Source organism: Streptomyces sp. NPDC003248 (genome assembly GCF_055563235.1).
The window spans coordinates 517,905-544,816 of record NZ_JBVHDT010000001.1 but is presented as its reverse complement, the minus strand read 5'-3'; the positions used below and the strand labels follow the sequence as shown (position 1 = coordinate 544,816).

Sequence of the window (26,912 nt, the reverse complement as noted above, 5' to 3'; positions counted from 1 at the left end):
CGGAACGGGGCCCGCCGCGCAACCGCGCGACGGGCCCCGGAACCGGGCGGGAGGGACGGGCTACTTCTTGCCCTTGCCCGATCCCGCGCTGTCGTCACTGGACAGGACCGCGATGAAGGCCTCCTGCGGAACCTCCACGGATCCCACCATCTTCATCCGCTTCTTGCCCTCCTTCTGCTTCTCCAGCAGCTTCCGCTTACGGGAGATGTCACCGCCGTAGCACTTGGCGAGGACGTCCTTGCGGATGGCGCGGATGGTCTCGCGGGCGATGACCCGGGAGCCGATGGCGGCCTGGACGGGCACCTCGAACGCCTGCCGCGGGATCAGCTCCTTGAGCTTGGCGACGAGCCGTACGCCGTACGCGTACGCCTGGTCCTTGTGCGTGATCGCGGAGAAGGCGTCGACCTTGTCGCCGTGCAGCAGGATGTCGACCTTGACCAGGCTGGAGGTCTGCTCGCCGGTGGGCTCGTAGTCGAGCGAGGCGTAACCGCGCGTCTTGGACTTCAGCTGGTCGAAGAAGTCGAAGACGATCTCGGCGAGCGGCAGGGTGTAGCGGATCTCGACCCGGTCCTCGGACAGGTAGTCCATGCCGAGGAGGGTGCCGCGCCGGGTCTGGCACAGCTCCATGATCGAGCCGATGAACTCGGTCGGGGCGAGGATCGTGGCGCGTACGACCGGCTCGTACACCTCGTTGATCTTGCCCTCGGGGAACTCGCTCGGGTTGGTGACGGTGTGCTCGCCGCCGTCCTCCATCACCACCCGGTAGACCACGTTCGGCGCGGTGGCGATCAGGTCGAGGCCGAACTCGCGCTCCAGCCGCTCGCGGATCACGTCGAGGTGGAGCAGGCCGAGGAAGCCGACGCGGAAGCCGAAGCCGAGGGCCGCGGAGGTCTCCGGCTCGTAGACGAGGGCGGCGTCGTTGAGCTGGAGCTTGTCGAGGGCCTCGCGCAGCTCGGGGTAGTCGGAGCCGTCCAGCGGATACAGACCGGAGAAGACCATCGGCTTCGGGTCCTTGTAGCCGCCCAGGGCCTCGGTGGCGCCCTTGACCTGGCTGGTGACGGTGTCACCGACCTTCGACTGGCGGACGTCCTTCACGCCGGTGATCAGGTAGCCCACCTCGCCGACGCCCAGACCGTCGGCGCCGAGCATCTCCGGCGAGTTCGTGCCGATCTCCAGCAGTTCGTGCGTGGCGCCCGTCGACATCATCCGGATGCGCTCGCGCTTGTTGAGCTGACCGTCGATGACACGGACGTACGTCACCACGCCCCGGTACGAGTCGTACACGGAGTCGAAGATCATCGCGCGCGCGGGGGCGTCCTTCACCCCGACCGGGGGCGGGATCTCGGCGACCACCTTGTCGAGCAGGGCCTCGACCCCGAGACCGGTCTTCGCCGAGACCTTCAGCACGTCGTCGGGGTCGCACCCGACGAGGTTGGCGAGCTCCTCGGCGAACTTCTCGGGCTGCGCGGCCGGCAGGTCGATCTTGTTGAGCACCGGGATGATCGTGAGGTCGTTCTCCATCGCCAGGTACAGGTTGGCGAGGGTCTGGGCCTCGATGCCCTGGGCGGCGTCCACCAGGAGGATGGTTCCCTCACAGGCGGCGAGCGACCGCGAGACCTCGTAGGTGAAGTCGACGTGCCCCGGGGTGTCGATCATGTTGAGGATGTGCGTGTTGCCCTTGTCCTGGGTGGGCGCCCAGGGCAGGCGCACGGCCTGGGACTTGATCGTGATACCGCGCTCGCGCTCGATGTCCATGCGGTCGAGGTACTGGGCACGCATCTGCCGCTGCTCGACCACACCGGTCAGCTGGAGCATCCGGTCGGCGAGCGTGGACTTGCCGTGGTCGATGTGCGCGATGATGCAGAAATTGCGGATCAGCGCCGGGTCGGTACGGCTCGGCTCGGGCACATTGTTAGGGGTCGCGGGCACGCAGGGTCCTGTCTCTTGAGGCGCCTTATGCCTCGGGTCGGATCTATACGTAGGCTCCATGGTCCCACGCGCGGCGACCGGAAGCCGGTTTGGGCCGTTCTCCGGGCCACTGGTAGCCTGGGTGGCTGTGTCTCATGCCCTCTCAGCACGAGGCACGTCCAAGAAATCACCTGGTACGGGACCCCCGCGGCCCCGTGCCTGAACCTGTAAAGGCTCATTCGTGGCGAACATCAAGTCCCAGATCAAGCGGATCAAGACCAACGAGAAGGCCCGGCTGCGCAACAAGGCCGTCAAGTCCTCCCTGAAGACCGCGATCCGCAAGGCCCGTGAGGCCGCTGCCGCGGGTGACGTCGAGAAGGCCACCGAGTACCAGCGCGCCGCCGCGCGTCAGCTCGACAAGGCCGTCTCCAAGGGCGTCATCCACAAGAACCAGGCCGCCAACAAGAAGTCGGCGCTTGCTTCCAAGGTCGCGTCCCTCAAGGGCTGAACCTCCTTCTTGATCTGACCGGTCCCCGGGTCACCAGGGGCCGAACCGCCGGAAGGACCCAGAGCGGGCCCTCTCTCATCCGCTCCCGACCGGAACCCACGGATCCGCGCGCGGCCTGCGTTCGCCACGCGGGCGCGGATCCAGCAGCGTGAACCGAAGGCCCCGGCTCCCCCGCCCTTCCCCAGGGCGGGAGCCGGGGCCTTCGGCATGTCCCCCGGGGACGGGACGGGCAGAGGGGCGCGCCGGAGAGGTGGGACGGCGGTGCGACGCGGTCACGACCAGAACGCGTCGCTCTTGTCCATGTCCTCGACGCACTCGTCGAGATCGGTGATCTTTTCCCCGACGATCCGGAAGACGATCCCTCCGTTCTCGTCGATGTGCCTGGCGCCCCGGTCCGCCGTGACCCGGTGGACGGAGACGGCGTGCCCACGGCCGTCGACGAACACATTGAGCAGGGCGACCCGGAACGACCCGTCCGTGTCCGAGAAGAGCCGGCGGTAGTACCCGTCGATGATCGAGTCGATCCCCTTGTGATCACCCGACAGCGGATGGGAACCGGGCACATGGTGCGTGCAGTCTCCGGTCATCATGGCGCGAAGGCTGTCCATGTCTCCCCGCATGAAAGCGTCGTAGCCCTTGCGGACGAGCAGCGCGTGCGGGTGTTCAGCCATGACGACCGCCACCTTTCCCACTCCGGCGATGAACGGCTGACACGCACGATTCTCCTCCGCCGGGAGCGAAGGGCCACTGGAGACCGGTGCGGCGCGGGCGTTCCAGGCGCGGGTCTTCAGGACGCGGGCGTTCCAGGCGCGGGCCTTCCGGATGCGGGTGTTCCAGGCTCGGGCTTTCCAGGCGCGGGCCTTCCGGATGCGGGCGTTCCAGGCGCGGGCGTTCCAGGCTCGGGCCTTCCAGGCGCGGGTTCTAGGCGCGGCCTCGGGAGCGAGCCGCCCGTGCGATCGTCACCACGGCCTTCTCCAAGGCGTACTCGGGATCGTCCCCGCCGCCCTTGACGCCCGCGTCGGCCTCGGCCACGGCCCGCAGCGCGACCGCGACCCCGTCCGGTGTCCAGCCCCGCATCTGCTGGCGCACCCGGTCGATCTTCCACGGCGGCATGCCCAGCTCCCGCGCGAGGTCCGCCGGCCGGCCGCCGCGCGCGGAGGACAGCTTGCCGATCGCCCGCACGCCCTGCGCGAGCGCACTGGTGATCATCACGGGCGCGACGCCGGTGGCCAGCGACCAGCGCAGCGCCTCCAGCGCCTCGGCGGCCCGCCCCTCCACGGCCCGGTCGGCGACGGTGAAGCTCGACGCCTCGGCCCGCCCGGTGTAGTACCGCCCGACGACCGCTTCGTCGATGGTCCCCTCGACGTCCGCGACCAACTGTGAAACCGCGGACGCCAGCTCCCTCAGATCGCTGCCGATCGCGTCGACGAGCGTCTGGCACGCCTCGGGCGTGGCCGACCGCCCGGTCGCCCGGAACTCCTGGCGCACGAACGCCAGCCGGTCCGCCGGCTTGGTCATCTTCGGACAGGCCACCTCGCGCGCGCCCGCCTTGCGCGCGGCGTCCAGCAGGCCCTTCCCCTTGGCCCCGCCCGCGTGCAGCAGCACGAGCGTGATCTCCTCGGCGGGCGCCCCGAGATACGCCTTCACGTCCTTGACCGTGTCGGCGGACAGGTCCTGCGCATTGCGGACGACCACGACCTTGCGCTCCGCGAACAGCGAAGGGCTGGTCAACTCGGCGAGCGTGCCCGGCTGCAACTGGTCCGAGGCCAGATCACGCACGTCCGTGTCGGCATCGGCCGCCCGCGCGGCGGCCACCACCTCCTGCACGGCACGGTCGAGCAGAAGGTCCTCCTGCCCCACAGCCAGCGTCACGGGAGCAAGAGGGTCGTCATTCGCAGTCTTCCTGGGCATCGGGTCAAGCATGGCACGCGGCACCGACAGCCCCGGCCTGCCAGGGGGCTCCCGGACCTACCAGGGGGGCTCCCCCTCCCCCTCCCCCCTCCGCCCGCCCTCCCCTCCCCGCCCCTCCCCGGAGCCTCCTACGGCTCCTCCCGCCACCCCTCCCACTCCCCCGCGAACGCGTCCAACTCCTGCGGGTCGAGGCGCTCTTCCTCGTCCCGCAGGACGACCAGCCACTGCGCGTCCTCCGCGTCGTCCTCCCCGGCCAGCGCGTCCCGGACGACCTGTGGCTCCTCCCGCAGCCCGTACCGCTCCGCGAGTGCCTCGACCGCCTCCTCGGCGGCGTCACGATCGGGCAGCACCAGCACATGTCTCACATCGCTCACGCAGCCATTTTCGGCTACGCCCCACACCACCGGGCGCCCAGCCCCGGCCCCTCGGCACCGGCACCGGCTAGACAGCCGTCCCCGCCGGCCGCACCACCGGCACCCGGTCCAGGGAGATCCCGAACCGCTCCCGGTACACGGCCAGTACCTCCTCGTCCCCCGCCACCTCCCGTTCCTCGCTGCTCCCGTCGGCGGACGTCGTCTTCAGCCGGCGCCCGCTGAGCGTGGTCCTTCCTCCGTCCTGTGTGACCCGCGAACACACCAGCGATCTCGTGAAGTGCGAGTCCGGTGAGGTCCGGTGCCACCAGGCGCCGGCGAGGAAGTCGCCCAGGAGCCGGGGCCGCACCTCCAGCCGGTAGGCGCGCGTGCCGTTGCGGTGGACGTCCACGTCGGTGCCCGGGGCCCCGTTCCCGGATCCGGCGAGCCGTCCGGCGCCGCCCTTCACCCCGGCCGCGTCCGGTCCGGCCTCCGCGATCCGGAACATGCCTCCGGGGTCCTGCTGTTCGCCCCGGTGCTCCCACCGGAGCGGGTAGTGGCTGTGCGCCCCGAATCCGACGTCGGCCAGCCACTCCCCGGCGTCCACCGTCCGTACCAGCAGCGCGAGGTGGTCGTAGGGGATACCGAGCCGCCCCTCCTGCCCGTACACCCGTCCCGCGAGCAGCGTCACGTCGAAGCCCACCGCCCGCAGCAGCGCCGAGAACGCCCCGTTCAGCTCGTAACAGAACCCGCCCCGCCCCGCCACCACCACCTTCTCGACCAGCCGCTTCTCCTCCAGCACGATCTCCTCGCCGAGATGGATCGAGAGGTTCTCGAACGGGACGGTCTGCAGGTGCCGCAGTTGCAGCTCCCGCAGCACGTCGGCGGTGGGCCATGCCGGATAGGCGACCCCCAGGCGGCGCAGATAGGCGTCCAGCAGGGGGGCGTCGAGGGTCGAGGTGTCGACCTGGGCGGAGTGCATGCCCTCAGTCTCCCGCCACCCGCAGCTCCGCGCCCGTACCGGCGACCGCGAGTGCCCCGTCCAGGTCGGTCCGCAGCACCGTCGCCCCTGTGGCCCGCAGCGCCGCCACGGTGCCGGGAGCGGGATGCCCGTAGGGGTTGTCCTCACCGCACGAGATCAACGCCAGCCGCGGCGCCACCGTCCGTATCAGGTCCGGGTCCTGGTAGGCCGAGCCGTGGTGGGCCACCTTCAGCACGTCCACCCCGCCGAGCAGCCCGGCCGCCGGGGACCGTGCCAGCGCCCGCTGCGCCGGGGGTTCCAGGTCCCCGAGCAGCAGCATCCTCAGCCCGCCCGACCGCACCAGCAGCGTCACGCTCGCGTCGTTCGGCCCCTCCGGCTCGGGCACCGCACGCCCTGGGGGTGTCTCTCCGCCCGGACGCCGCCCGGTGCCGGCGGGAGGCCACAGCACCTCCCAGTCGAGGCCGCCGAGACGCCGGCGCTCCCCCGCCGCCGCGCGCCCCAGCGGGATCCGCCGTTCCCGTGCCTCCCTCCGTACGGACTCCGCCTGGTCCACCGGTTCCTCGAACCCCGTCGTCTCGATCGCGCCCACCGACCGTCCCCGCAGCACACCCGGCAGTCCCGCGACGTGGTCGGCGTGGAAGTGGGTGAGCACGACGAGGGGGATCCTGGTGATGCCGAGCGTGCGCAGACACCGGTCGACCCGTGCCGGATCGGGCCCGGCGTCCACCACCACACCGGTCCCGGCGCCCGCCGCGAGGACCGTCGCGTCACCCTGGCCCACGTCGCACAGGGCCAGCCGCCAGCCGGGAGGCGGCCACCCGGTGATCACCCGGGTCAGGGGTGGCGGCTGCGTCACCACGAGCAGGAGCAGCACCCCGCAGGCCGCGCACCACCCCGGATGCCGCAGCATCCGCCGGCCGAGCGGCACCGCACCGGCCGTGGCGAGGGCCAGCAGCAGCGCCCCGCTCCAGCCGTCCGGCCAGTCCATCCCCGCTCCGGGCATGGCCGCCCCGGTCCGTGCGACGCCCGCGATCCACTCGGCGGGCCAGCTCGCGCACCAGGCCAGTGCCTCGGCCGCCGGCGGGGCCACCGGCGCCGCCGCCAGCGCCGCGAATCCCAGCACGGTGGCCGGTGCCACCGCGAACTCCACGAGGAGGTTGCACGGCACCGCGACCAGGCTCACCCGCGCCGACAGCACCACCACGACCGGCGCGCACACGACCTGCGCGGCACCCGCGGCCGCCAGCGCCTCCGCGAGCCGTGGCGGAACCCGGCGCCGCCGCAGCGCGGCACTCCAGCGCGGCGCCAGCGTCAGCAGCGCTCCGGTGGCCAGCACCGACAGCAGGAACCCGTAACTCCTGGCCAGCCACGGGTCGTACAGCACCAGCAGCAGCACCGCCGTCGCCAGCGCCGGGATCAGGGACCTGCGGCGGCCGGTCGCGAGGGCGAGCAGCACCACGGCCCCGCAGGCCGCCGCCCGCAGCACGCTCGGATCGGGCCGGCACACCACGACGAATCCGAGGGTGAGTGCTCCGCCGAGCAGCGCGGTCGTGCGGAGCGGGATGCCGAGCCGGGGCGCCAGGCCGCGGCGCTCGACGTGCTGGGCCAGGCCGGGCGGTCCGAGGAGCAGGGCCAGCATGATCGTGAGGTTGCTGCCGGACACGGCGAGCGTGTGGGCCAGGTCCGTCTCCTTGAACGCCTCGTCCAGTTCGGGGGTGATCCGTGAGGTGTCGCCGACGACCAGTCCCGGCAGCAGCGCCCGCGCGTCGGCCGGGAGTCCGTCGGTGGCCTTTCGCAGGCCGGCCCGCAACCGTCCCGCGAACCGCTGTGCCGTGGTGGGCTCGTGCACGACCACCGGCCCGGCCCGGTCCCGTACCCGCAGCACGGCCGCGATCCGGTCCCCGCCGGTCGGCGGGGCCAGCCGTCCGCCGACCCGCACCCGGGTGGACGGCAGCAGTGCGAGCCACGACGCCCGCGTCGCTCCGGGCGGACGGTGTGCCGGCGCCCGCCGGCCGTCTCCCGCGCCGTCCCCGACGTCCACGACCACCAGCACCGGTGTCCGCGTCGCCACCGCCGCCCCGGCCCGCTCCCCGACCCGGCGCACCTCCGCGTCGATGAGGACGGAGTCCGGGCTCATGCGGTCTCCCCGCACCCGTGGCCGGGCGAGCCGTGGATCGGAGGTGAGTTCCACCTCGGCGGTGACACCGGCGTACACCCGCGCCAGCGCCGGCACGGGGCCGCGGTGCAGATCGGCCCCGTGGAACCCGGCCGACGCGGCGGCCGCCGCCGCGCAGAGCAGCACCGCGGCCACGGTCGCCCGGGGTCGGCCGGCTCGGCCCTCCGACGGCCGGCCGCCCCTGTCCCCCCGCCGTCCCTGCCGCTGCTTCCGATTCTGCTTCCGTTCCTGCTTCCGTTTCTGCCCCCGCCCCAGGGCGAGGAGGACGCCGGCGGCGAGCGCGCAGGCGAGCGCTACGCCGGTCACCGTCCACGGTGACGCGTCCAGCGTCGACGCCGCGGTCACCCAGGCCGCTAGCGCGGGCGGCACGAGCCGCAGATCCACCGGTCCTTCCTGGCGCGGGTGAGCGGCCCCCAGCCGTTTCCCGGACGCGACGTGCACGGCCTTGCGAGAGCGAGGACCGTCCGGGCGGACTGCGCCGTTCGTGCCGCCCGTACCGCCCGTGTGATCCGTGTGGGCCGGTGGGACGCCGTCCTCTTCACCGGGAGGCATGTCGTCCTCCTCACCGAGGCGCACATCGTCCTCTCCACCGGGGGACACGCCCCCGGGTGGCCGGGCGTTCACGGCCGCACCAGGTCCCGCAGATCGGCGAAGCGTCGCTCGCCGATGCCGTTCACGTCGCGCAGCTCGTCCACGGAGCGGAAACCGCCGTGTCGCGTCCGGTGGTCGACGATGTGCTGCGCCAGCACGGGCCCGACGCCCGGAAGCGTGTCGAGCTGTTCGACGGTGGCCGTGCTGAGGGAGACCGGGCCCGCCGGTGCTCCTCCCGTCACACCGCTCGCCGCCCCCACGCCCGCCGCCCCCGGGACTGCGCCGGCCGCGGGGCCTCCGACGACCACCTGCTCGCCGTCCACGAGGAACCGGGCCCGGTTGAGGCCGCCGGTGTCGGTTCCCGGGCGGACGCCACCCGCCGCGGTCAGCGCGTCGACGACGCGTGAACCGGCGGGCAGTCGATGGATCCCGGGCTTGCGCACCTTCCCGCTGACGTCCACCACGATCTCGGGCGCGGTCCGGGCGGCGGTGCTCCCGCCGTCCGGCGCTCCCGGCGAGGCGGCGGACTCGGCCGGCCCGCTCCGCTCCTGCGCGCCGTAGGGCGCCGCCGCCCGCACCACCTCCGGCGCCCGCACGGGCTGGGGCCGGCCGGTCCAGAAGTGCTGCACGGCGAAGGCCGCCACGGCGACCACCAGCACGGCGAGCGCGAGCACACCCCCGCGTTCCAGTCCGCACCGCGCCTGGACCCACACGGGCATCCGCTCCCGCAGCGCGAACCCGGCCCGCCGCCACCGGTCCCCCGGACCGCCGACGGGCCTCGCGCCGTCCTCACCCTCCCCGGTCTCCACACCCGCCCCGGTCTCCACCGGGGCAGGCAGCTCCCCCGCCCGGGCGCGCGACCGATCCACCTCGCCGGCCGGAGCCGTGCCCGTCCGGGAAGGCTCTTCCCGGTGCTCGGCCGCACGGAGGTGTTCACCGAAGCCCGCGCCGCTCCCCTCGGGCGGCGGCCCGGTCCCCGATTCGTCCCGTTCCTCGTCCCGGTGCCCGAACAGCAGCTCCGCCCGCCGGCGCAGTTCCTCCGCCGGGGCATGACGGTTCCTCACCCGGCTGCGGGCGGGGGGCCGTCGGAGCCGGACGCGCCCGTCGGAGCCGGGTTCGCGGCCTGGTCCGCTGGTCGGGTGCGTCGTACGTGAGCGTGATCGAAGTGCCATGCGTCGAGGATGGGGCCCTGCGCCACATCGCGGTGATCTTGCTCGATTTCCGTGGAGGACGCACCGGTTGTGGACAACTCGGCCACCCGCACGAGTGACGATCAGACAGTCTTCCGCCACCGAGCCCCCGAAGCGTCCCCGCAGCACCCACCATCGGACGGAGTGCGCTCACCGCAGCACCCACTGCCGGACGGCTGCGCTCACCGCGTCGAGACCACGGCCCCCAGCAGTCCGGGCCCGGTGTGTGCCCCGATCACCGCGCCCACCTCGCTCACATGGAGCTCGCCGAGGTCCGGCACCCGTGCGCGCAGCCGTTCCGCCAGGGCCGACGCCCGGTCCGGTGCGGCGAGGTGGTGCACGGCGATGTCGACTCGTGCGCCGTCGGCCCGGTCGGCGACCAGTTCCTCGAGGCGGGCGATCGCCTTCGACGCGGTCCGCACCTTCTCCAGGGGCTCGATGCGCCCTCCGTCGAGCTGGAGCAGCGGCTTCACCGCCAGCGCCGAGCCCAGCAGTGCCTGCGCGGCGCCGATGCGGCCACCGCGTCGCAGATAGTCGAGGGTGTCGACGTAGAAGTAGGCGGAGGTCCCGGAGGCCCGTTTCTCCGCGGCCGTGACCGCCTCGTCGACCGTGCCGCCCGTCTCGGCGGTCTCGGCCGCGGCCAGCGCGCAGAAGCCCAGGGCCATCGCGATCATGCCGGTGTCCACCACGCGCACCGGCACCGGTGCCTCGCGTGCCGCCATGACCGCCGCGTCGTAGGTGCCCGACAGTTCGGCGGACAGGTGCAGGGAGACGATGCCGGTGGCGCCGGCCTCGGCGGCCTTGCGGTAGGTCTCCGCGAAGAGCTGGGGGCTGGGGCGCGAGGTGGTGACGGAGCGTCGCTTCTGCAGTGCCTGGGCGAGGGACCGGGTCGAGATCTCGGTGCCCTCCTCGAGCGCCTGGTCGCCGAGGACGACGGTCAGCGGCACCGCGGTGATGCCGTGGCGCTCCATCGTCCGCCGCGGCAGGTAGGCCGTTGAATCCGTGACGATCGCGACATGGCGGGACATGAGCTGGAGGTTACCTGCCGTAGCGTGCGCGCGGCAGCCCGGCCCCCGCACGGCTTCGCCGGCGCCGGGCCGCGGCGGCGTCACGCACCGGGGTCAGGTGGTGCTCTCCGGCCGGGGCTTCTTCTGCCAGGGGTAGGCGGGGCGCGGTCCGGGCGGGGTGATGGCGGGCCGTGCCGGCTGCTCCGCCGTGGGCGAGTCGGCGGTGCCGGGCCAGGTCTGCTGTCCGGCGGGGCTCCCGGCGGCCGGTGCCTCGGGCCACGTCGAGGTGGGTGCGGGCTCCGGGGTGGTCCAGTGGCGCAGGGCTCCGGCCTCGACGTCGATCTGGGCGCTGAGGGTGTCGAGGTCGTCGTCCGCGAAACGGCGGGCCCGGTCCCGGGCCGCCCAGCGCAACGAGTCCGCCGAGGCCGTGACCCGCTCGGTGCGCTCCCGCAGCGACGGCAGCCGCTCGGCGAGAGCGGCGCGGTCGGGCTCGGACTCCAGCCGCTTGAGTTCGCCGTCCAGCTCCACGCCGTGCGCGCTGAGCCGCTGGAAGAGGCCGAGGGACTCCTTGAGGGACGCGTCCTCCGCCACGCCCGCGCGCAGCGCGTCCTGGGTGGCCCGCATCGAGGTGCGCAGGGTGAGCCGGAGCTGGGCGATCTCGCCGGCCGGGCCGGGCTGCGCGAAGGACTTGGCCCGCAGGGTGTGGTCCTCGACCGTGCGTCGGGCGGTGGTGAGGGTGCGGTCCACGCCGCGCTTGGCGGCGCCGACGACCTTGACCGTGGCGTAGGCGCCGAGCGCCAGGAAGAGCACGAAGAGCAGGGCGACGACTGCGATCACTGCTTCCACCAGCTCCTCCTTCGGCCACCGCCTCGGGCGCACCACGCGCCGCTCTTCAACGGTAAACGCAACGGGCAGGCCCGGGGTTCCTGAAGAACCCCTAACCTGCCCGTAGGGGACTACCCCGACCCGCTGCCCCGGCGTACTGCCCCGGCCTCACACGGGACGCCTCACGCCGGAACGATGTTCACCAGCTTGGGCGCCCGCACGATGACCTTGCGGATGCCCGCGCCGCCCAGCGCGTTGACGACGTGCTCGTCGGCCAGTGCCACCTTCTCCAGCTCCTCGTCGGAGATGGCCGGCGACACCTCCAGGCGCGCCTTGACCTTGCCCTTGATCTGCACCACGCAGGTCACGGTCTCGTCGACGACGTACGCCGGGTCGGCCTCGGGGAAGTCCCGGTGGACGACCGAGTCGGTGTGGCCCAGCCGGTGCCACAGTTCCTCGGCGACGTGCGGGGCCAGCGGGGCGGCCAGCAGCACCAGCGCCTCGGCGACCGGCCGCGGGACCGGGCCGCCGGCCTTGGTCAGGTGGTTGTTCAGCTCGGTGATCTTGGCGATGGCGGTGTTGAACCGCATGCCCTCCAGATCCCCGCGCACCCCGTCGATCGCCTTGTGCAGCGCCCGCAGCGTGTCCTCGCCGGGCTCGCCGTCGACGACGGTGACCTCGCCGGTGTTCTCGTCGACGACGTTGCGCCACAGCCGCTGGAGCAGCCGGAACTGGCCGACCACCGCGCGCGTGTCCCAGGGCCGGGAGACGTCCAGGGGGCCCATGGCCATCTCGTACAGGCGCAGCGTGTCGGCGCCGTACTCGGCGCAGATCTCGTCGGGGGTGACGGCGTTCTTCAGGGACTTGCCCATCTTGCCCAGCAGCCGGGAGACCTTCTCGCCCTGGTAGTAGTACGCGCCGTCGCGCTCCTCCACCTCGGCGGCCGGCACCGCGATGCCGCGGCTGTCACGGTAGACGTAGGCCTGGATCATGCCCTGGTTGAACAGCTTGTGGAACGGCTCGGCGGAGGAGACGTGCCCCAGGTCGTACAGGACCTTGGACCAGAAGCGGGCGTACAGCAGGTGCAGCACGGCGTGCTCGGCGCCGCCGACGTACAGGTCGACACCGCCGTGCGGCCGGCCCTCGCGCGGGCCCATCCAGTACTGCTCGATCTCCGGGTCGACCAGCTTCTCGCTGTTGTGCGGGTCCAGGTAGCGCAGTTCGTACCAGCAGGAACCGGCCCAGTTGGGCATGGTGTTGGTCTCGCGCCGGTACTTCTTCGGTCCGTCGCCCAGGTCCAGGGTGACGTTGACCCACTCCTCGTTGCGCGACAGCGGCGTCTCGGGCTGGGTGTCCGCGTCGTCCGGGTCGAAGGTGCGCGGCGAGTAGTCCTCGACCTCGGGCAGCTCCAGCGGCAGCATCGACTCGGGCAGCGCGTGGGCGACGCCGTCCTCGTCGTAGACGATCGGGAAGGGCTCGCCCCAGTAGCGCTGGCGGCTGAAGAGCCAGTCGCGCAGGCGGAAGTTGACGGTTCCCTCGCCGATGCCCTCGCGGTCCAGCCACTCGGTGATGCGCGCCTTGGCCTCCGCGACGCCCAGGCCGTCCAGGGAGACCTCGGCGTTCGACGAGTTCACGATCTTCGCGTCGTACGACGCGAAGGCGTCCTCCCAGGCCGACGTGTCCGTGCCACGGCCGTCGGACGGCTCGACGACGCAGCGGATCGGCAGTTCGAAGGCGCGGGCGAACTCGAAGTCACGGCTGTCGTGGGCGGGAACGGCCATGATCGCGCCGGTGCCGTAGCCCATCAGGACGTAGTCGGCGATGAAGACCGGGACCCGCTCGCCGTTGACCGGGTTGGTGGCGTACGCGCCGATGAAGACGCCGGTCTTGTCCTTGGCCTCGGCCTGCCGCTCGACGTCGGACTTGGCTGCGGCCTGCGCGCGGTAGGCGGCGACGGCCTCGGTGGGGGTCGCGTGGCCGCCGGTCCACACCTCGTGGGTGCCCTCGGGCCAGGTGTCCGGGGTGAACTTCTCGACCAGCGGGTGTTCGGGCGCCAGCACCATGTAGGTGGCGCCGAACAGGGTGTCCGGGCGGGTGGTGAAGACCGTGATGCGCTCGCCGTCGATCGGGAAGTCGACGCGGGCGCCCTCGGAGCGGCCGATCCAGTTGCGCTGCTGGAGCTTGATGGCCTCGGGCCAGTCCAGCCCGTCCAGGTCGTCCAGCAGCCGGTCGGCGTAGGCGGTGATGCGCATGTTCCACTGGCGCAGCTTGGCCTTGAAGACCGGGTAGTTGCCGCGCTCGGAGCGGCCGTCGGCGGTGACCTCCTCGTTGGCCAGCACGGTGCCCAGGCCGGGGCACCAGTTGACGGGCGCGTCGGAGGCGTACGCCAGGCGGAACTCGCCCAGGACGTCGGCGCGCTCCGCGGCGTTCAGCTCGCTCCACGCGCGCGTGTGGCCCGGTACGGGGCGCTCACCGGACTCGAACTGCGCGATCAGCTCGGAGATCGGGCGGGCCCTGTCCGCCTCCTGGTCGTACCAGGAGTTGAAGATCTGCAGGAAGATCCACTGGGTCCACTTGTAGTAGTCCGGATCGATCGTGGCGAACGACCGGCGCTTGTCGTGGCCCAGGCCCAGCCGGCGCAGCTGGGCCTTCATGTTCTCGATGTTGGCCTCGGTGGAGACGCGCGGGTGCGTGCCGGTCTGCACGGCGTACTGCTCGGCGGGCAGGCCGAAGGCGTCGAAGCCCAGGGTGTGCAGCACGTTGTGGCCGGTCATGCGCTGGAAGCGCGCGAAGACGTCGGTGGCGATGTAGCCCAGGGGGTGCCCGACGTGCAGGCCCGCGCCCGAGGGGTACGGGAACATGTCCATGATGAACTTCTCGGGCCGCGCGACCTGCTCGGGATCACCCGCCAGGTCACCCTTCGGGTTCGGGGCCGCGTAGGTGCCCTCGGCGTCCCAGACGTCCTGCCAGCGTGCCTCGATCTCGGCTGCCACGGCGGCCGTGTAGCGGTGCGGCGCGGCTGCCTCGGCGGCGGCAGCGGGGTTCGTCTCGCTCATGATCCTCAAAGCTCCATCGATCGTCTCTGCCAGCGGCTGTCACACTCAGGAAACGAAAAATCCCCTCGCACAGGAGGGGATGCCGCGCCGATTCCGACCCGTCCGGTGACCGGCGGTCGGAACTGATCAGCGCGGCTCGCTAAGCAGAAGGCGTACGGCACGCATGGCCTCAGGGTACCGCAGCCCCTCAGCACGCCGCGACGGGCTTCCCCGGGACCCTCCACGACCATGACCGGCACCGGCTTCCGTCGAGCACACCGGTTTCCCTTGAGCACGGCGCGACGCGCGTGCGTATGCCAGGTGGACACGGTGCCGACCGGCACCGGCATGAGCGAAACCGAGCCCGTTGTGCATGCAAGCCGAGGATTACTTCGCGTAACAGCCGCTAAGGGACATCACAAGAGTCACCTAGTCCTTTGATAACAACGCAATAACTCAAACCTCCTACCCATCGGTATGGCGCCACTTAGAGTGCGGCGGCGGGACCGCTTTCCCGAACTGCTCGGAGTTGCCCCCATGAACCCTCGTCGTAGTAACAGCTCGCTTCCCCAGCCGGGCCGGTCGGCCTACGGGGTGGCGACCGCTGTCGTCCTCGTCCTGATACCCGTGGTCGTGCTGGTCGGAGGCGACCGGTTCCGCGAGTTCCTGAACTTCGGCGCGGGCGTGCTGTCCCTCGTCTCGCTCAGCTGTTCGGTGATCTGGGGCCTGGTCGCGCAGGACCGGATCCTCCTCAACACGCGCCAGCGGATCATCGGTCAGGCGGTGCACCGGACGACGGCGGTCGCCTCGATCGCGTTCCTGCTGCTGCACATCACCACGAAGATCGCGCTGGAGCACACCCGGCTCATCGCCGCGATCATCCCGTTCTCGCTCGGCCTCACCGGAAGCGCCGGCCTGATCGGCCTCGGCTCCCTGGCCGGTCTGCTGATGATCTTCGTGGGCTTCACCGGCGCGCTCCGCAGCAGGTTCGCCTCCCCCGCTCCGGTCGCGGCGCGCTGGCGCGCCATGCACATGCTCGCCTATCCGGCCTGGTGCGCCGCGCTCGTCCACGGACTCTACGCGGGTCGCCAGGCCAAGCCGATCTTCGTCATCCTGTACGGCCTCTCCCTGCTGGGCGTCATGGCGGCCCTCGCGCTGCGCGCCGCCCCGCGCCCGGTCAAGCGCAAGGTGGCCGACCGGATCGCCGCCGTCCTGGGCAGCGCCGAGCCGGCGGGCCGCGACGCCCTGGAGGCGAGCCGCGCGCGCGTGGCGGAGGCGTCCTCGCTGCCGGGCTACGAGAACCGCCCGGGCCGCGCGCCGGCGGCCGACCCGGCGGGCTCGGGCCGCAGGACGGCGCCGCCGTCGGCACCCCTGTACGACACACCGTCGTCGCCCCTGTACGACACGGCCGCGCAGGAGCCCGCGGGCGGCTTCGCGGCCGCCTACCGGGCCGTCTCCACGCCCCCGCGCGCGCAGCGGCCGTTCGAGGCCGACCGGACCGCGCGCATGGACGTGCCGTTCGACATGCGGCCCACGGAGGCGATGCCCCGGGCCGACAGCGGCGGCGGCACGTCGGGCAGCTGGCCGGTCCCGTCCCCGCCGCCGGTCGGCGAGGCACCCCCGTCGGCCTACGACCCGCTCCAGGACACGGGATTCAACATCCCGGTCTACGGCAATCCGGGCGCCGGGGGATACGGCGGGAGTGATGTGTACGACACCGGTGAGACGAACACCCGGTACGGCACGTACAACCCGAACGACACGTACAACAGCGGTCCCGCCGATGAACCATCACCCGGCGCGTCGTTCGACGCACCGGGTTCGGGCGAACCTTGGAACACGCCTTCCGGAGGCTACAGGTGAACGAGGCCCTGCCCGACGTCCCAGAAGTCCGCGTGGTCGGCCTTCCGCAGCTCACGTCGGGCTTCGACCTTGTCGAACGGCTCGACCTGCCCATGCACCTGAAGGTGCACGGGCCGCTGGAGCCCATGGGCGGGGAGAAGCTCGCCCAGCTCTCCGAACGCATCAACCTCAAGGGCCGCGGCGGCGCCGGCTTCCCCTTCCACAAGAAGCTGCGCTCCGTCGCCGACGCGGCGATCAAGCGCGGGGTACGGCCAGTCGTCGTCGTCAACGGCAGCGAGGACGAACCGGCCTGCCGCAAGGACACGGTGCTCATCAACCGTGCCCCGCACCTCATCCTCGACGGCGCACTGCTGGTCGCGGAGGCGCTGGGGGCCCGCACGCTCGTGGTGGGGGTCACCCGCGAGTCCACCCAGCGGTCCATGGAGGCCGCGCTCGCCGAACGCGGCCTGAGCAACGGCCGCCGCTCGGCGCTGAAGGCGTTCGTGCAGCGCAACCCGATCCGCATGGTCACCGGCGCCGCCGCGTCGCTGATCCGTTCCATCGACGGCGGACCGGCGATCCCGCCCGGCCGCAAGGTGAGCGCCTCGCAGAACGGCGTGGGCGGCGCCCCGACCCTGCTGTCCAACGCCGAGACGTTCGCGCAGCTGGCCATCGCCGCCCGCATCGGCCCGGAGCGCTACGGCAACACCGGGCTGTACGACGAGCCCGGCACCGTCATGCTGACGGTCTCCGGCGCGGTCGCCCGCCCGATGGTGATCGAGGTCCCCACGGGCGTCCCGCTGCGCTACGTCCTCCAGCTGGCCGGCGCGCCGCCGGTCCCGCAGGGCGTGCTGACCGGCGGCTACCACGGGAAGTGGATCGACGCGGCCACGGTCGACGAGGCGGTCGTCTCCCGCAACTCCCTTGATGCCGTGGGCGGTTCACTGGGCGCCGGCGCGATCCTGCCGATCAGCCAGGAGACCTGCCCGCTGGGCGAGTCGCTGCGGGTGGCGCAGTGGCTGGCGGAGGAGAGCGCGGGCCAGTGCGGCCCCTGCTACCTCGGTCTGCCGGCCGCGGCCCGCGGCATGGAGGACATCCTCAACGGCGGCGGCCCGGCCGCTCTGGAGGCGCTCAAGCAGGTCGCCAAGAACGTCAAGCGACGCGGCGCCTGCTCGCATCCGGACGGTTCCGCGATGTTCCTGGAGTCGACCGTCAAGGCGTTCACCGACGACCTGGCGGCGCATGTCCTCGGCAACGGCTGCGGCAGGCCCGTGGAGGGCGTTCTGCCGCTCTTCGAGGGCGGCAGGGCCCCGACGGGCATCCCGGGCGGCGGAGAGCCCGCGGAATCCGGCGACAGCCGTCAGAAGATCTTCGTGGACTGGACCCTGTGCCGCGGCCACGGCCTGTGCGCGGACATCCTCCCGGAGGTCTTCCAGCTCGGCGCCGACGGCTTCCCGACCGTCGCCCAGGCGAAGGTGCCGCGCTACGCGGAGGCGAAGGCGCTGCGCGCGGTGCGCCGCTGTCCGGCACTGGCCCTGCGCATCGAGGAGGACACCCGCGCGAAGGAACCCTCCCGCAACCTCCCGGTCCTCTCCCAGGGCCGCGGCCGCCGCGCCCTGGGCCGCTGAGCCGCTGAGCCGCTGAGTCGGCGGGCCACCGGGGCCGCCGGGAGACGGGCGGCCCCTCCGGGCTTCCCGGCCTCCCGGGCTTCCCGGCCTCCGCGCGCCTCCGGCCTGAACCGGCGGCCCGGCCGCGGGAGTTCCTCGGCCGCGGGCGGACGACGGGCCATCGCACCCCACGGACCACCGCACCCCAGGATCCACGCGGGCCCCACGGCCCGCGCCCGCGCCCGCGCCCGCGTGGGGCACGAAAAAGATCCCGCCGGATCATTTCTGATCCGGCGGGATCTGCTTGTGGAGCTAAGGAGAATTGAACTCCTGACCTCCTGCATGCCATGCAGGCGCTCTACCAACTGAGCTATAGCCCCTTGTGGCCTTGCGGCGAAGCCGCATCTCGACCGTGTCGCCCGGTTTCCCCGGCGGCGACGCCAACATTACACGGTCCAGGGGGTGAACCACCAAATCGTTTCCGTTGCGTCCGGATTCGTGCGGGATGTCACGCGAGGTCAGCTCGGGTGCGCCGAGGCCCGGTCACGCGGTGACGAACGAATAGAACCGCTTGAGCGTGCAGTGCTCCTCGAGGAGCCGACCGTAGATCGGCTCGCCCTCGAGTTCCCGGTACGTCTCGATCGGGTCGCCTTTTATGATCAGCGCCCGCGCGCATTCCTCGCACCAGTACTGGTAGTCGGAGTTGACCGGTTCCATGTCGCGGACGATCGGGGTGCCGCTGCCGCACCAGTCGCACTTCCTCCTGTGTGCACCCATCGATCAGCTCCAGCTGTGGCCGCAGGCCGTGCACACGTAGGAGATCCCGCCGTTGTCCCCGAGGACCTGGGCGACGAACGCGGAACCGCAGGAAGGGCAGCTGAGCCGGGTGGCCGTCCCCCGTGTCGACGCTGCTTCGAAGAGGTGGCCGACCTCTCCGAGGATGCTCGTAGGCATCGCTGCTCCCTCCCGTCGGGCCGCGCCCCCTTCCGGCCGTTTGATTCTGCCACGGCCGGGCCAATACGGTCAGCGACGCCTCAGTACCAGTCCGGACACGGCACCGGGGGGACTGCCGCGGCGAGCGCGAACATGCATGTGAGAAGCGCTTCCACAGAGGTATACGCCTGCGGGGCCCGAGTGACTCAGCCGCCGCGGGAACAGTCTGCCGAAATCGGCCGTGCGAGGCGCCCTGGATCCCGGCGGGGGCGTCACCCGGTGGGCGCGGCCGGCGGAGGGAGTGTAAGGCTCCCGTACGGCGGCCCGGGCGCTGTTGCCCAGGGCTGCCCGGACAATGAAAAATCCCGCCCCCTGAAGGGCGGGATCTTCTTCGACCGATCTTTGACGACTCCGGAGAGTGTCGATCAGTGGAGCTAAGGAGAATTGAACTCCTGACCTCCTGCATGCCATGCAGGCGCTCTACCAACTGAGCTATAGCCCCTTGTGTTCTTCCCGCTCGGCGGGGCGAACAAGAAGAACTTTAGCCTGCGACCTGCCGGAAAGTGAAATCCGGGTCCCGAGCCGGCCCCCGGCGCCCGGACCGCGGCCGGGCGGACACCGCCGGCGCCGGGTCCGTACCGGCCGTCCGTCGACCTTGATCGGCCCGACGGTCCGGCCGACACCCGGCCCACCACCGCCCGGCCGCCACCGCCCGGCCACCATCACCCGGCCGCCGGCGCTCAGTCGTCGTCGCCGAGCACCGGCTCCGGCAGGGTGCCGGCGTTGTGCTCGAGGAGGCGCCAGCCGCGGGCGCCCTCGCCGAGGACGGACCAGCAGCAGTTGGACAGCCCGCCGAGGCTCTCCCAGTTGTGGGCCTCCAGGCCCAGGAGACGGCCGATGGTGGTGCGGATCGTGCCGCCGTGGCTGACGACGACGAGGGTGCCGTCCTCCGGCAGCTTCTCGGCGTGCCGCAGCACGACGGGAGCGGCGCGGTCGGCGACCTCGGTCTCCAGTTCGCCGCCGCCGCGGCGGACCGGCTCGCCGCGCTTCCACGCGGCGTACTCCTCGCCGAACCGGGCGACTATCTCCTCGTGCGTCAGCCCCTGCCAGACACCCGCGTACGTCTCGCGCAGCCCCTCGTCGTGAGTGACCTCCAGGCCGGTGAGCGCGGCGAGCTCGGCGGCCGTGGACGCCGCCCGGGACAGGTCCGAGGCGACGATCGCGTCGGGCTTGAGGGAGGCGAGCAGCCGGGCGGCGCGGCGGGCCTGGGCGACGCCGGTCTCGGTGAGCCGGACGTCCGTCGTGCCCTGGAAGCGGCGCTCCACGTTCCAGGCGGTCTGGCCGTGCCGCCAGAGGATGACGCGGCGGCCTCGGCCCGGCGTGCGGCCGGCCGCGGCCTGCGGGCCGGCGCTCACCGCAGGTCCCCGAAGCCGCTGGTGTCCTCCTCGGCCGCCTGCAGCCGGGCGTGCTCGGCGGCCTTGCCGCGGGTCGCCTTGGCGTCCTCGGGCAGGTCGAGCTCGGGGCAGTCCTTCCACAGCCGCTCGAGGGCGTAGAAGACGCGCTCCTCGCTGTGCTGGACGTGCACGACGATGTCGACGTAGTCGAGCAGGACCCAGCGGGCCTCGCGGTCGCCCTCGCGGCGCACCGGCTTGGCGCCGAGATCCTTCAGGAGGCGCTCCTCGATCTCGTCGACGATGGACTTGACCTGGCGGTCGTTGGGGGCGGAGGCCAGCAGGAAGGCGTCCGTGATCGACAGCACGTCGCTGACGTCGTAGGCGATGATGTCGTGCGCGAGCTTGTCGGCGGCCGCCTGGGCGGCGGCGGTGATGAGCTCGAGGGAGCGGTCGGTGGCGGTCACTACACGGCTTTCCGTCGGCGGTCGTTTGAGCTCAAGGGTCTCACGGACCGCCGACGGGACCGGGGCGGCGGAGGCGACCGCACCCCGGTGGTGGCCTCCGCCAGGCCCGTCGGCGGAGGGGCCGCTAGGACGACGAGGGCTCGTAGTCCTGGCCCAGGACGACGGAGACGTCGGCGTTGGCGGCGACCGTGCCCTTCTTCACGGCGCTGGTGGGCAGGCCCAGGGTCTTGGCGACCTCGGTGGCGTTCTCCTTCTGGGCGGCGTCCGCGTAGAGCACCTCGGAGGCGGACTCGGTGCCGGACGGCGTGGTGCCCTCCAGGAAGGTGAAGCCGCCGTTGAGGAGCACCACGCGCGCGTCCTCGGTGTTGGCCTTGGTGCCGCTGGCGTTCTGCACGGAGACGCTGACGGCGGCGTCCTGGTCGGGGCTCTTGGCGGTGCCGCCGAGGACGTCCTTGACGACGCTCTCGCTGGCCTCGGCGTCGAGCGTGCCGTCGGCCTGCACGGGCAGCAGGGCGGTCTTGTGGTCGCCGCCCTTGGCGAGGTCGGCGAGGCCGGCGAGGAACGCGCCGAGGTCCTTGTCGGTGAGCGAGGGGTCGAGGATCTGGGCCAGCGTCTGGACGGTGACCGTGGCGGCCTGGGCGTCGGAGGACACCTTGCGCAGCACGCCCTGCATGACCTGGCCGAACCGCTCCAGCTGGGCGTTCTGGGCCTCGCCCTCGGCGCGGTAGGTGGCGTAGGCGACGGCCATCTTGCCGCTGAGGGTCTGGTCCTCGCCCTTGTTGACCAGGGGGGCCTGGCCCTTCTCGGCGTCCGGGTCGGGGACGTCGGTGTCGGTGTCGACCTCGATGTTGCCGACCAGGTCGACGAGGTTCTGGAGGTAGGGGGTGTCCAGCCGCCAGGTGCCCTCGATGTCGGTGCCGAGGACGGTGTCCAGCGCCTCGCGGGTGCCGGCCGAGCCGTCCTCGTCGACCGACTTGGCGAGGGTGGTCGTGGTGCCGTCGTCGGTGGTGACGACGAGGGAGTTGGGCAGCAGGACGGTGGTGCCCTGCCCGGTGGTGGTGTTGTCGACGAGCAGCACCGTGGAGGTGCCGCCCTGGGCGGTGTCGTGCAGGTGGACGACGACGACGTCGCGCTTCTGGGCGGCGGCCGCGGTGGTGGTGCCGGTCGCCTTGTCGTCCGAGGAGGACAGGCCGGGCAGCTTCCCCGCGGACCAGAGGTAGCCGACGCCGCCGACCGCGGCCAGGGCAAGCACCACGGCCAGGGCGACGAGGCGGCTGCGGGCGCGGCGTTTGGCCTCCTCGCGGCGCTCGGTGCGGTTCTCGGTGAAGTTCAGCCAGTCGATGACGTCCTCGGAGTCACCGTCGGGCTCCTCGACGAAGGCGAACTGCTCGGTCCGGTAGTCCCGTTGGCGGGGGACGGAGGCTTCCTGGTCCGGCGCGGCCGCCGTCTCCCGCCCGGCCGGTGCGGCCTGCTGGGGGATGTAGGCGGTCTGCTCGGCGACGCGCGGCTGCTGCCCGCCGGCGGCGGTCTGCCCGTAGGGGTCGTAGGGGGCGTCGGCCGGGGCCCCGCCCTGCGGGGCGTACCCGCCGGCGCCGTAGGGGTCGTGGACCGGGGCCTGCTGTCCGGTGTCGTACGGGTCGTGGACCGGGGCCTGCTGCCCGGTGTCGTACGGGTCGTGGACCGGGGCCTGCTGCCCGGTGTCGTACGGGTCGTAGGCGGGCGTCTGCTGCTGCCCGGCCGTGGCGTACGGGTCGTAGCCGTAGCCCTGCTGCTGCGCGTACGGGTCGTAGGCCTGCTGCGGGACCTGCTGCTGCGGGACCTGCTGGTACACGGGCCGGCCGTACTCGTCGTAGCCGACGAGCTCGTAGGCGTCTTCCCCGTGATCCGCGTCGTATCGGTCGTTCACCGGTACCCCTCTCGGCTCACTCGCCGCGGTACAGCTCGCGTTTGTCGATGTAGCGCACGACTCCGTCCGGCACCAGATACCAGATGGGGTCGCCCTTGGCGACTCTCGCTCGGCAGTCCGTGGAGGAGATGGCCAGGGCGGGCACCTCGACGAGGGAGACGCCGCCTTCGGGGAGTCCGGGGTCGTTGAGGTGGTGTCCCGGCCGGGTGACCCCGATGAAGTGGGCGAGGGAGAACAGTTCCTCGCTGTCCCGCCAGGTGAGGATCTGGCCGAGGGCGTCGGCGCCGGTGATGAAGAACAGGTCGGTGTCGGGGTTGAGGGCCCGCAGGTCGCGCAGGGTGTCCACGGTGTAGGTGGGGCCGCCGCGGTCGATGTCGATGCGGCTGACCGAGAACTGCGGGTTCTCGGCGGTGGCGATGACCGTCATGAGGTAGCGGTCCTCGGCCGGGGAGACCCTGCGGTGGCTCTTCTGCCAGGGCTCGCCGGTCGGGACGAACACGACCTCGTCCAGGTGGAACTGCGCGGCGACCTCGCTGGCCGCCACCAGGTGCCCGTGGTGGATCGGATCGAACGTTCCGCCCATGACGCCGAGGCGGCGCTTGCCGGGGTTCGACGGGCCGGTAGGCATGTCCTGCTCTCCCATGCGTGCAGACCCTACCGGCCCGCCCTGAGGGCCCCGGCCGACGACTGTCCGGGGTGCCCCGGTATGGACATGGTGTGCCTCAGCGGTCGCGGTTGAAGCGGGTGGTGACCCACAGCAGGAGCAGCAGGATGACGAACGCGCCCCCGCCGGTCAGCAGGGGGTTCAGGCTCTCGTGGTTGCCGCCGTGCTCCTCGCCCTCGGCGGCGAGGGTGACCAACTGGGCAGCGGCGCTGTGGAAGCTCATCTTCGGCAGGACCTATCGCGTGTGGGCGGGATAAAGATGTCGGCTCATCGTAAGCGGGCGCCTCTTCGCCCATCACGCCGACTCCACCGTTGGGGAGAGCCGTTGCCTCCCGGCGGCGGGGCGACGGACGCTCCGGGGGAACCTTCCCGCCCGCTCAGTCGTCCTTGCGCTTGTAGCCCCTCAGCAGGAACCAGGCGGTCAGCGCGCAGCCCAGGACCATCACGATCAGGACGATCCGGAGAAGGTTCCCCGTCCCCTGCTGCTGGGCGGCGTCTGCGGCCTGGGCGATCCAGGCGGCTGCGGGGTGGTGCTCCATGGCGCGGGACTCCTTCGGTGTGGTGCCCGTCCACCGTAACTGCGCCTAGGCTGGGCCCCGCTTCGGGGGCGCAAAGGGCAGGACAAGGGTCCGCAAAGGGCCAGACATACGAGGGCCAGACACACGCACTGGGGGAAGACATGTCCGACGACGGCCACGAGCAGACCGGCCACGCGAAGGTGCCGAGCAGGCAGCGCAGGCGCTTCCCCGGGATCTCCTCACGTGCGTACGAGCACCCGGCGGACCGTTCCGCGCTGGTGGCGCTGCGCAAGCTGAGCGGCTTCGACACGGTCTTCAAGGCGCTCAGCGGGCTGCTGCCCGAGCGCAGCCTGAGACTGCTGTTCCTGTCCGACTCGGTCCGCGTCTCCGACCAGCAGTTCGCCCATCTGAACGACATGCTGCGGGACGCCTGTTACATCCTGGACCTGGAGAAGGTCCCGCCGATGTACGTCAACCAGGACCCGCAGCCCAACGCGATGTGCATCGGCCTGGACGAGCCGATCATCGTGGTCACCACGGGCCTGGTCGAGCTGCTCGACGAGGAGGAGATGCGGGCGGTCGTCGGGCACGAGGTGGGGCACGCGCTGTCCGGCCACGCCGTCTACCGGACCGTCCTGCTGTTCCTGACGAGCCTCGCCCTCCGGGTCGCCTGGATCCCGCTGGGCAACCTGGCGATCATGGCGATCGTGACCGCCCTGCGCGAGTGGTTCCGCAAGTCGGAGCTGTCCGCCGACCGGGCCGGGCTGCTCGTCGGACAGGACCTGAGGGCGTCGATGCGCGGCCTGATGAAGATCGCGGGCGGTAACCACCTGCACGAGATGAACGTGGACGCGTTCCTCCAGCAGGCCGAGGAGTACGAGGCCGGCGGTGACCTCCGCGACTCCGTACTGAAGATCCTCAACGTGCTGCCCCGCTCCCACCCCTTCACCACGGTCCGCGCGGCCGAGCTGAAGAAGTGGTCGGAGACCCGTGACTACCAGCGGATCATGGACGGCCACTACCCGCGGCGCAGCGAGGACAAGGACACCTCGGTCGCCGACTCCTTCCGCGAGTCGGCGTCGCACTACGCCGATCACGTCAAGAGCTCCAAGGACCCGCTGATGAAGCTGGTCAGCGACATCGCGGGCGGGGCCGGCGGTCTGGGCGGCCGGGTCCGGCGCGGCTTCGACGGCTTCACCAGTTCACCGCCGCCGAACGACCGCCCGGCCGACGCGCCCCCGCGCGAGGACGACTGAGCGGACGGGGCGTCGCCGTTCCTGAGCGCCCTGCCGTGCGCCGGGGTTCACACCTTCGGCTGCGCACTCCCCGCCAGTGATCCGCACAGTGCCGTCGCTCCGCCCGTCGCGTACGGGTCGGTGCCGGCCGGGCCGCCCGCCTTGGCGGTCTGGCCGGCGAGCAGGGGCCGCAGGTGGTTCGTGGAGTCCTCGCCGCAGGACAGCGGTCCGGCCTGGACGTAGGAGACGATCAGCTGGGTCTGGCGCAGCCGCAGGTCGTCGCGGTCGAAGCGGAACTGGAGCTCGCGGCGGACGGTGAACAGCGAGGCCGGCGCCTTCGCGTCGGCTCCGGCCGGCCGCAGCGCGTACACGAAGGTGTGGTCGGCGGTGACCTCCAGGGTGGAGGAGTCGGCCTCGGCGGCCTGGAGCGTGCCCTGGACACGGATCCTGCGGTCGGCGAGCTCCGTCCTGGCCGGGTCGAAGCGGACGAGCCAGCCGGTCGGCGCGTGCCGCCCGTCCGCCGTCGGACGGGCGAAGCTCTGGTCGAACTGGTCGAGCTGGTCGGGGTCGATCAGCACCCGCACGGGCCGCACCTCCCGGCCGGTGAGCACCTCCGGGTAGAGGGAGGAGCGCACGATGTAGTCCTTGGCGGTGGTCAGGGCGGTGACGACCTGGCTGTCGGAGAAGTGCGCGGTGCGCCGGGAGGCGGGCAGCGGGATGCCCTCGGCGCCGATGCGGTACTGCGCGGCGGGGCTGTGCGCGTACAGGTACTCGGGGTCGGCCGTGCCGGGCACGGCACCCTGCGGGGCGAGCGGGATGACGGTCATCCGCAGGGGTTCCACGGTGCGGCGGGCGGTCGGGGTCTGGTAGGGGTGGCGGACGCCCATGTAGATCGCGGTGCCGAAGGCGAGGGCGATCAGGACGACCAGGACGAGCGCCTGCCGGGACAGGCCCCGGCGCGGGGGCGGACGGCGGCGGACGGCGGGCGCGTGGTCGGCGATGCGCTCCTCGGCGGAGTACTCCTGGAGGCGGGCAGCGCGGACGAACGATTCGTCGAAGACGACGGATCGGTACTCGTCCTCCGCTCCACCGGGAGCTCCCTCGGGTGTCCCCTCCGGTGGGTCTCCGGGCCCGCCCATATCTTCAGAGTAGGTCGCCGGAGGCTCGCATAAACGCCCTGGTACACGACAACTTCTGACATGTTCTCACCCGTCGGCGAGGTGTCGTCCCGGCCGCGGTCAGGGCGTGCGCGGGACGGCCGAGACGGGTGGCCGATAAGAGTCGGCGGACGCGGACGGCGTGGTTCCGTTCCCCTGTTCGAGCCCGGTGGAGGCGGGCGGCGGCACCTGCTCCCGGCTGCCCGCGGAGGCGCCCCGGTAGACCGCGGCGAAGGCCAGCGCGATCATGCCGACGCCCATCACCAGGGCGAGTATCCAGGCGACGGGACGGTGCCAGCGGACCTGCTTGCCGTACGTCCCGAAGGTGCCGTAGCGGCGGTCCCAGCCCTCGGGGTCGTCACCGTCGTCGAGGTCGTCGTAGTCCGGGTCGTGGCCGAAGTCGCCCGGTCCGTCGGGGCCGTAGGGGTCGTCGTAGCGGTCACCGCGGGCGCGGGCTCGGCGGGCCTCGGCCTCGGAGGCCTCCGCTCTGGCCTGCGCGGCGGCCAGAAGGCGCTCGACGGCGGTCGGCTCGTGCACCACGGCCGCCCGTACGAAGGCCTCGTCGAAGACCACGGAGGCGAACTCTTCGTCCGACACCCCGCGGTCGTGGTCGTCGTCGGGCTCCCAGCCGTCCGGGAACGGCGTGCCCCCCACGTCCTCCGGCACGGATCCAGAGTAGACCTGGGGGGTCATTTTGGGCAGACGGTCC

24 protein-coding genes and 2 tRNA genes are annotated in these 26,912 nt (G+C 72.1%); 4 read left to right on the top strand and 22 right to left on the bottom strand.

Translation table 11 applies throughout. The features are described 5' to 3' along the window. Nucleotides 1-60: 60 nt before the first annotated feature. A complete protein-coding gene (gene lepA / locus ACZ3KJ_RS02325) occupies nt 61-1,929 on the bottom strand; it encodes a translation elongation factor 4 (protein WP_467523925.1) in 1,869 nt (622 codons plus the stop codon). 220 nt (nt 1,930-2,149) lie between these two features. Here lepA and rpsT point away from each other — a divergent pair, with 220 nt between their 5' ends. Continuing rightward, nucleotides 2,150-2,416 carry a 30S ribosomal protein S20 gene (gene rpsT, locus ACZ3KJ_RS02320; protein WP_015660447.1) on the top strand — a complete coding sequence of 89 codons (267 nt, stop codon included), beginning with the start codon at nt 2,150-2,152 and terminating at the stop codon, nt 2,414-2,416. 272 nt (nt 2,417-2,688) lie between these two features. Here rpsT and ACZ3KJ_RS02315 read toward each other — a convergent pair whose 3' ends face one another. The 9 genes from ACZ3KJ_RS02315 to leuS form a co-directional block, all read right to left on the bottom strand. Continuing rightward, nucleotides 2,689-3,087: a nuclear transport factor 2 family protein gene (locus ACZ3KJ_RS02315; RefSeq protein ID WP_467523924.1), complete on the bottom strand. Its 399-nt coding sequence runs from the start codon at nt 3,085-3,087 to the stop codon at nt 2,689-2,691. A 250-nt stretch (nt 3,088-3,337) separates the two neighbouring features. Continuing rightward, nucleotides 3,338-4,327: a DNA polymerase III subunit delta gene (holA, locus tag ACZ3KJ_RS02310; RefSeq protein ID WP_467523923.1), complete on the bottom strand. Its 990-nt coding sequence runs from the start codon at nt 4,325-4,327 to the stop codon at nt 3,338-3,340. Nucleotides 4,328-4,455: 128 nt separating this feature from the next. After that, complete coding sequence (locus ACZ3KJ_RS02305; RefSeq protein WP_467523922.1) at nt 4,456-4,701, bottom strand: hypothetical protein; 246 nt, start codon at nt 4,699-4,701, stop codon at nt 4,456-4,458. Nucleotides 4,702-4,768: 67 nt separating this feature from the next. Continuing rightward, nucleotides 4,769-5,659: an arylamine N-acetyltransferase family protein gene (locus tag ACZ3KJ_RS02300; protein WP_467523921.1), complete on the bottom strand. Its 891-nt coding sequence runs from the start codon at nt 5,657-5,659 to the stop codon at nt 4,769-4,771. A gap of 4 nt (nt 5,660-5,663) precedes the next feature. Then, on the bottom strand, nt 5,664-8,387 hold the full coding sequence (locus tag ACZ3KJ_RS02295; RefSeq protein ID WP_467523920.1) for a ComEC/Rec2 family competence protein: 2,724 nt from the start codon (nt 8,385-8,387) through the stop codon (nt 5,664-5,666). Nucleotides 8,388-8,455: 68 nt separating this feature from the next. Further along, nucleotides 8,456-9,598 carry a ComEA family DNA-binding protein gene (locus ACZ3KJ_RS02290; RefSeq protein ID WP_467523919.1) on the bottom strand — a complete coding sequence of 381 codons (1,143 nt, stop codon included), beginning with the start codon at nt 9,596-9,598 and terminating at the stop codon, nt 8,456-8,458. A 200-nt stretch (nt 9,599-9,798) separates the two neighbouring features. Further along, a complete protein-coding gene (locus ACZ3KJ_RS02285; RefSeq protein ID WP_467523918.1) occupies nt 9,799-10,644 on the bottom strand; it encodes a DegV family protein in 846 nt (281 codons plus the stop codon). 93 nt (nt 10,645-10,737) lie between these two features. Beyond that, nucleotides 10,738-11,469 carry a hypothetical protein gene (locus tag ACZ3KJ_RS02280; protein ID WP_467523917.1) on the bottom strand — a complete coding sequence of 244 codons (732 nt, stop codon included), beginning with the start codon at nt 11,467-11,469 and terminating at the stop codon, nt 10,738-10,740. A gap of 161 nt (nt 11,470-11,630) precedes the next feature. Further along, nucleotides 11,631-14,504, bottom strand: coding sequence for a leucine--tRNA ligase (gene leuS, locus ACZ3KJ_RS02275; RefSeq protein WP_467523915.1), 2,874 nt, complete (start codon nt 14,502-14,504; stop codon nt 11,631-11,633). Between the two features lie 516 nt (nt 14,505-15,020). Between leuS and ACZ3KJ_RS02270 the strand changes: the two genes are divergently transcribed. Both ACZ3KJ_RS02270 and ACZ3KJ_RS02265 read left to right on the top strand, forming a co-directional pair. Further along, nucleotides 15,021-16,346 (top strand): cytochrome b/b6 domain-containing protein, encoded by a 1,326-nt coding sequence (locus tag ACZ3KJ_RS02270; protein ID WP_467523914.1) that lies wholly within the window; start codon nt 15,021-15,023, stop codon nt 16,344-16,346. Further along, nucleotides 16,343-17,953: an NADH-ubiquinone oxidoreductase-F iron-sulfur binding region domain-containing protein gene (locus tag ACZ3KJ_RS02265; RefSeq protein WP_389512287.1), complete on the top strand. Its 1,611-nt coding sequence runs from the start codon at nt 16,343-16,345 to the stop codon at nt 17,951-17,953. Before ACZ3KJ_RS02270 ends, ACZ3KJ_RS02265 begins: the two co-directional genes overlap by 4 nt. A gap of 286 nt (nt 17,954-18,239) precedes the next feature. Here the strand turns inward: ACZ3KJ_RS02265 and ACZ3KJ_RS02260 are convergent. The 10 genes from ACZ3KJ_RS02260 to ACZ3KJ_RS02215 all read right to left on the bottom strand — a co-directional run bounded on the left by ACZ3KJ_RS02260 (nt 18,240) and on the right by ACZ3KJ_RS02215 (nt 23,832). Continuing rightward, a tRNA-Ala gene (locus ACZ3KJ_RS02260) sits at nt 18,240-18,312 on the bottom strand. 163 nt (nt 18,313-18,475) lie between these two features. Continuing rightward, nucleotides 18,476-18,709, bottom strand: a complete 234-nt coding sequence (locus ACZ3KJ_RS02255; protein WP_356572862.1) for a hypothetical protein — start codon at nt 18,707-18,709, stop codon at nt 18,476-18,478. A gap of 3 nt (nt 18,710-18,712) precedes the next feature. Beyond that, complete coding sequence (locus tag ACZ3KJ_RS02250; protein WP_385065153.1) at nt 18,713-18,886, bottom strand: hypothetical protein; 174 nt, start codon at nt 18,884-18,886, stop codon at nt 18,713-18,715. A gap of 408 nt (nt 18,887-19,294) precedes the next feature. Further along, nucleotides 19,295-19,367, bottom strand: a tRNA-Ala gene (locus tag ACZ3KJ_RS02245). A 238-nt stretch (nt 19,368-19,605) separates the two neighbouring features. Next, nucleotides 19,606-20,280, bottom strand: a complete 675-nt coding sequence (locus ACZ3KJ_RS02240) for a histidine phosphatase family protein (RefSeq protein WP_467523911.1) — start codon at nt 20,278-20,280, stop codon at nt 19,606-19,608. Further along, complete coding sequence (gene rsfS / locus ACZ3KJ_RS02235; RefSeq protein ID WP_389512292.1) at nt 20,277-20,723, bottom strand: ribosome silencing factor; 447 nt, start codon at nt 20,721-20,723, stop codon at nt 20,277-20,279. Before rsfS ends, ACZ3KJ_RS02240 begins: the two co-directional genes overlap by 4 nt. 124 nt (nt 20,724-20,847) lie before the next feature. Beyond that, nucleotides 20,848-22,629: an LCP family protein gene (locus tag ACZ3KJ_RS02230; protein ID WP_467523909.1), complete on the bottom strand. Its 1,782-nt coding sequence runs from the start codon at nt 22,627-22,629 to the stop codon at nt 20,848-20,850. Between the two features lie 16 nt (nt 22,630-22,645). After that, nucleotides 22,646-23,272, bottom strand: coding sequence for a nicotinate-nucleotide adenylyltransferase (nadD, locus tag ACZ3KJ_RS02225; protein ID WP_189937735.1), 627 nt, complete (start codon nt 23,270-23,272; stop codon nt 22,646-22,648). A 79-nt stretch (nt 23,273-23,351) separates the two neighbouring features. Next, nucleotides 23,352-23,516: a hypothetical protein gene (locus tag ACZ3KJ_RS02220; RefSeq protein ID WP_389512297.1), complete on the bottom strand. Its 165-nt coding sequence runs from the start codon at nt 23,514-23,516 to the stop codon at nt 23,352-23,354. Between the two features lie 154 nt (nt 23,517-23,670). Continuing rightward, nucleotides 23,671-23,832 carry a hypothetical protein gene (locus ACZ3KJ_RS02215; RefSeq protein WP_467523907.1) on the bottom strand — a complete coding sequence of 54 codons (162 nt, stop codon included), beginning with the start codon at nt 23,830-23,832 and terminating at the stop codon, nt 23,671-23,673. A gap of 140 nt (nt 23,833-23,972) precedes the next feature. Between ACZ3KJ_RS02215 and ACZ3KJ_RS02210 the strand changes: the two genes are divergently transcribed. Beyond that, nucleotides 23,973-25,067 (top strand): M48 family metallopeptidase, encoded by a 1,095-nt coding sequence (locus tag ACZ3KJ_RS02210; RefSeq protein ID WP_467523906.1) that lies wholly within the window; start codon nt 23,973-23,975, stop codon nt 25,065-25,067. A gap of 47 nt (nt 25,068-25,114) precedes the next feature. Here ACZ3KJ_RS02210 and ACZ3KJ_RS02205 read toward each other — a convergent pair whose 3' ends face one another. Together ACZ3KJ_RS02205 and ACZ3KJ_RS02200 are read right to left on the bottom strand one after the other, a co-directional pair. Continuing rightward, nucleotides 25,115-26,185 (bottom strand): SCO2583 family membrane protein, encoded by a 1,071-nt coding sequence (locus ACZ3KJ_RS02205; protein ID WP_467523904.1) that lies wholly within the window; start codon nt 26,183-26,185, stop codon nt 25,115-25,117. 99 nt (nt 26,186-26,284) lie between these two features. Then, nucleotides 26,285-26,869 (bottom strand): SCO2584 family spore wall biosynthesis protein, encoded by a 585-nt coding sequence (locus ACZ3KJ_RS02200; protein WP_467523903.1) that lies wholly within the window; start codon nt 26,867-26,869, stop codon nt 26,285-26,287. Between the last annotated feature and the right edge of the window lie 43 nt (nt 26,870-26,912).

Coding starts and splice junctions, on each gene's coding strand:
- ACZ3KJ_RS02220 (WP_389512297.1), bottom strand. CDS start 23,516: ATGAGCTTCCACAGCGCCGCTGCCCAGTTGGTCACCCTCGCCGCCGAG.
- ACZ3KJ_RS02290 (WP_467523919.1), bottom strand. CDS start 9,598: ATGGCACTTCGATCACGCTCACGTACGACGCACCCGACCAGCGGACCA.
- ACZ3KJ_RS02255 (WP_356572862.1), bottom strand. CDS start 18,709: ATGGGTGCACACAGGAGGAAGTGCGACTGGTGCGGCAGCGGCACCCCG.
- ACZ3KJ_RS02270 (WP_467523914.1), top strand. CDS start 15,021: ATGAACCCTCGTCGTAGTAACAGCTCGCTTCCCCAGCCGGGCCGGTCG.
- ACZ3KJ_RS02205 (WP_467523904.1), bottom strand. CDS start 26,185: ATGGGCGGGCCCGGAGACCCACCGGAGGGGACACCCGAGGGAGCTCCC.
- ACZ3KJ_RS02300 (WP_467523921.1), bottom strand. CDS start 5,659: ATGCACTCCGCCCAGGTCGACACCTCGACCCTCGACGCCCCCCTGCTG.
- ACZ3KJ_RS02295 (WP_467523920.1), bottom strand. CDS start 8,387: ATGCCTCCCGGTGAAGAGGACGGCGTCCCACCGGCCCACACGGATCAC.
- nadD (WP_189937735.1), bottom strand. CDS start 23,272: ATGGGAGAGCAGGACATGCCTACCGGCCCGTCGAACCCCGGCAAGCGC.
- ACZ3KJ_RS02285 (WP_467523918.1), bottom strand. CDS start 10,644: ATGTCCCGCCATGTCGCGATCGTCACGGATTCAACGGCCTACCTGCCG.
- holA (WP_467523923.1), bottom strand. CDS start 4,327: ATGCCCAGGAAGACTGCGAATGACGACCCTCTTGCTCCCGTGACGCTG.
- ACZ3KJ_RS02215 (WP_467523907.1), bottom strand. CDS start 23,832: ATGGAGCACCACCCCGCAGCCGCCTGGATCGCCCAGGCCGCAGACGCC.
- leuS (WP_467523915.1), bottom strand. CDS start 14,504: ATGAGCGAGACGAACCCCGCTGCCGCCGCCGAGGCAGCCGCGCCGCAC.
- ACZ3KJ_RS02250 (WP_385065153.1), bottom strand. CDS start 18,886: ATGCCTACGAGCATCCTCGGAGAGGTCGGCCACCTCTTCGAAGCAGCG.
- ACZ3KJ_RS02315 (WP_467523924.1), bottom strand. CDS start 3,087: ATGGCTGAACACCCGCACGCGCTGCTCGTCCGCAAGGGCTACGACGCT.
- ACZ3KJ_RS02210 (WP_467523906.1), top strand. CDS start 23,973: ATGTCCGACGACGGCCACGAGCAGACCGGCCACGCGAAGGTGCCGAGC.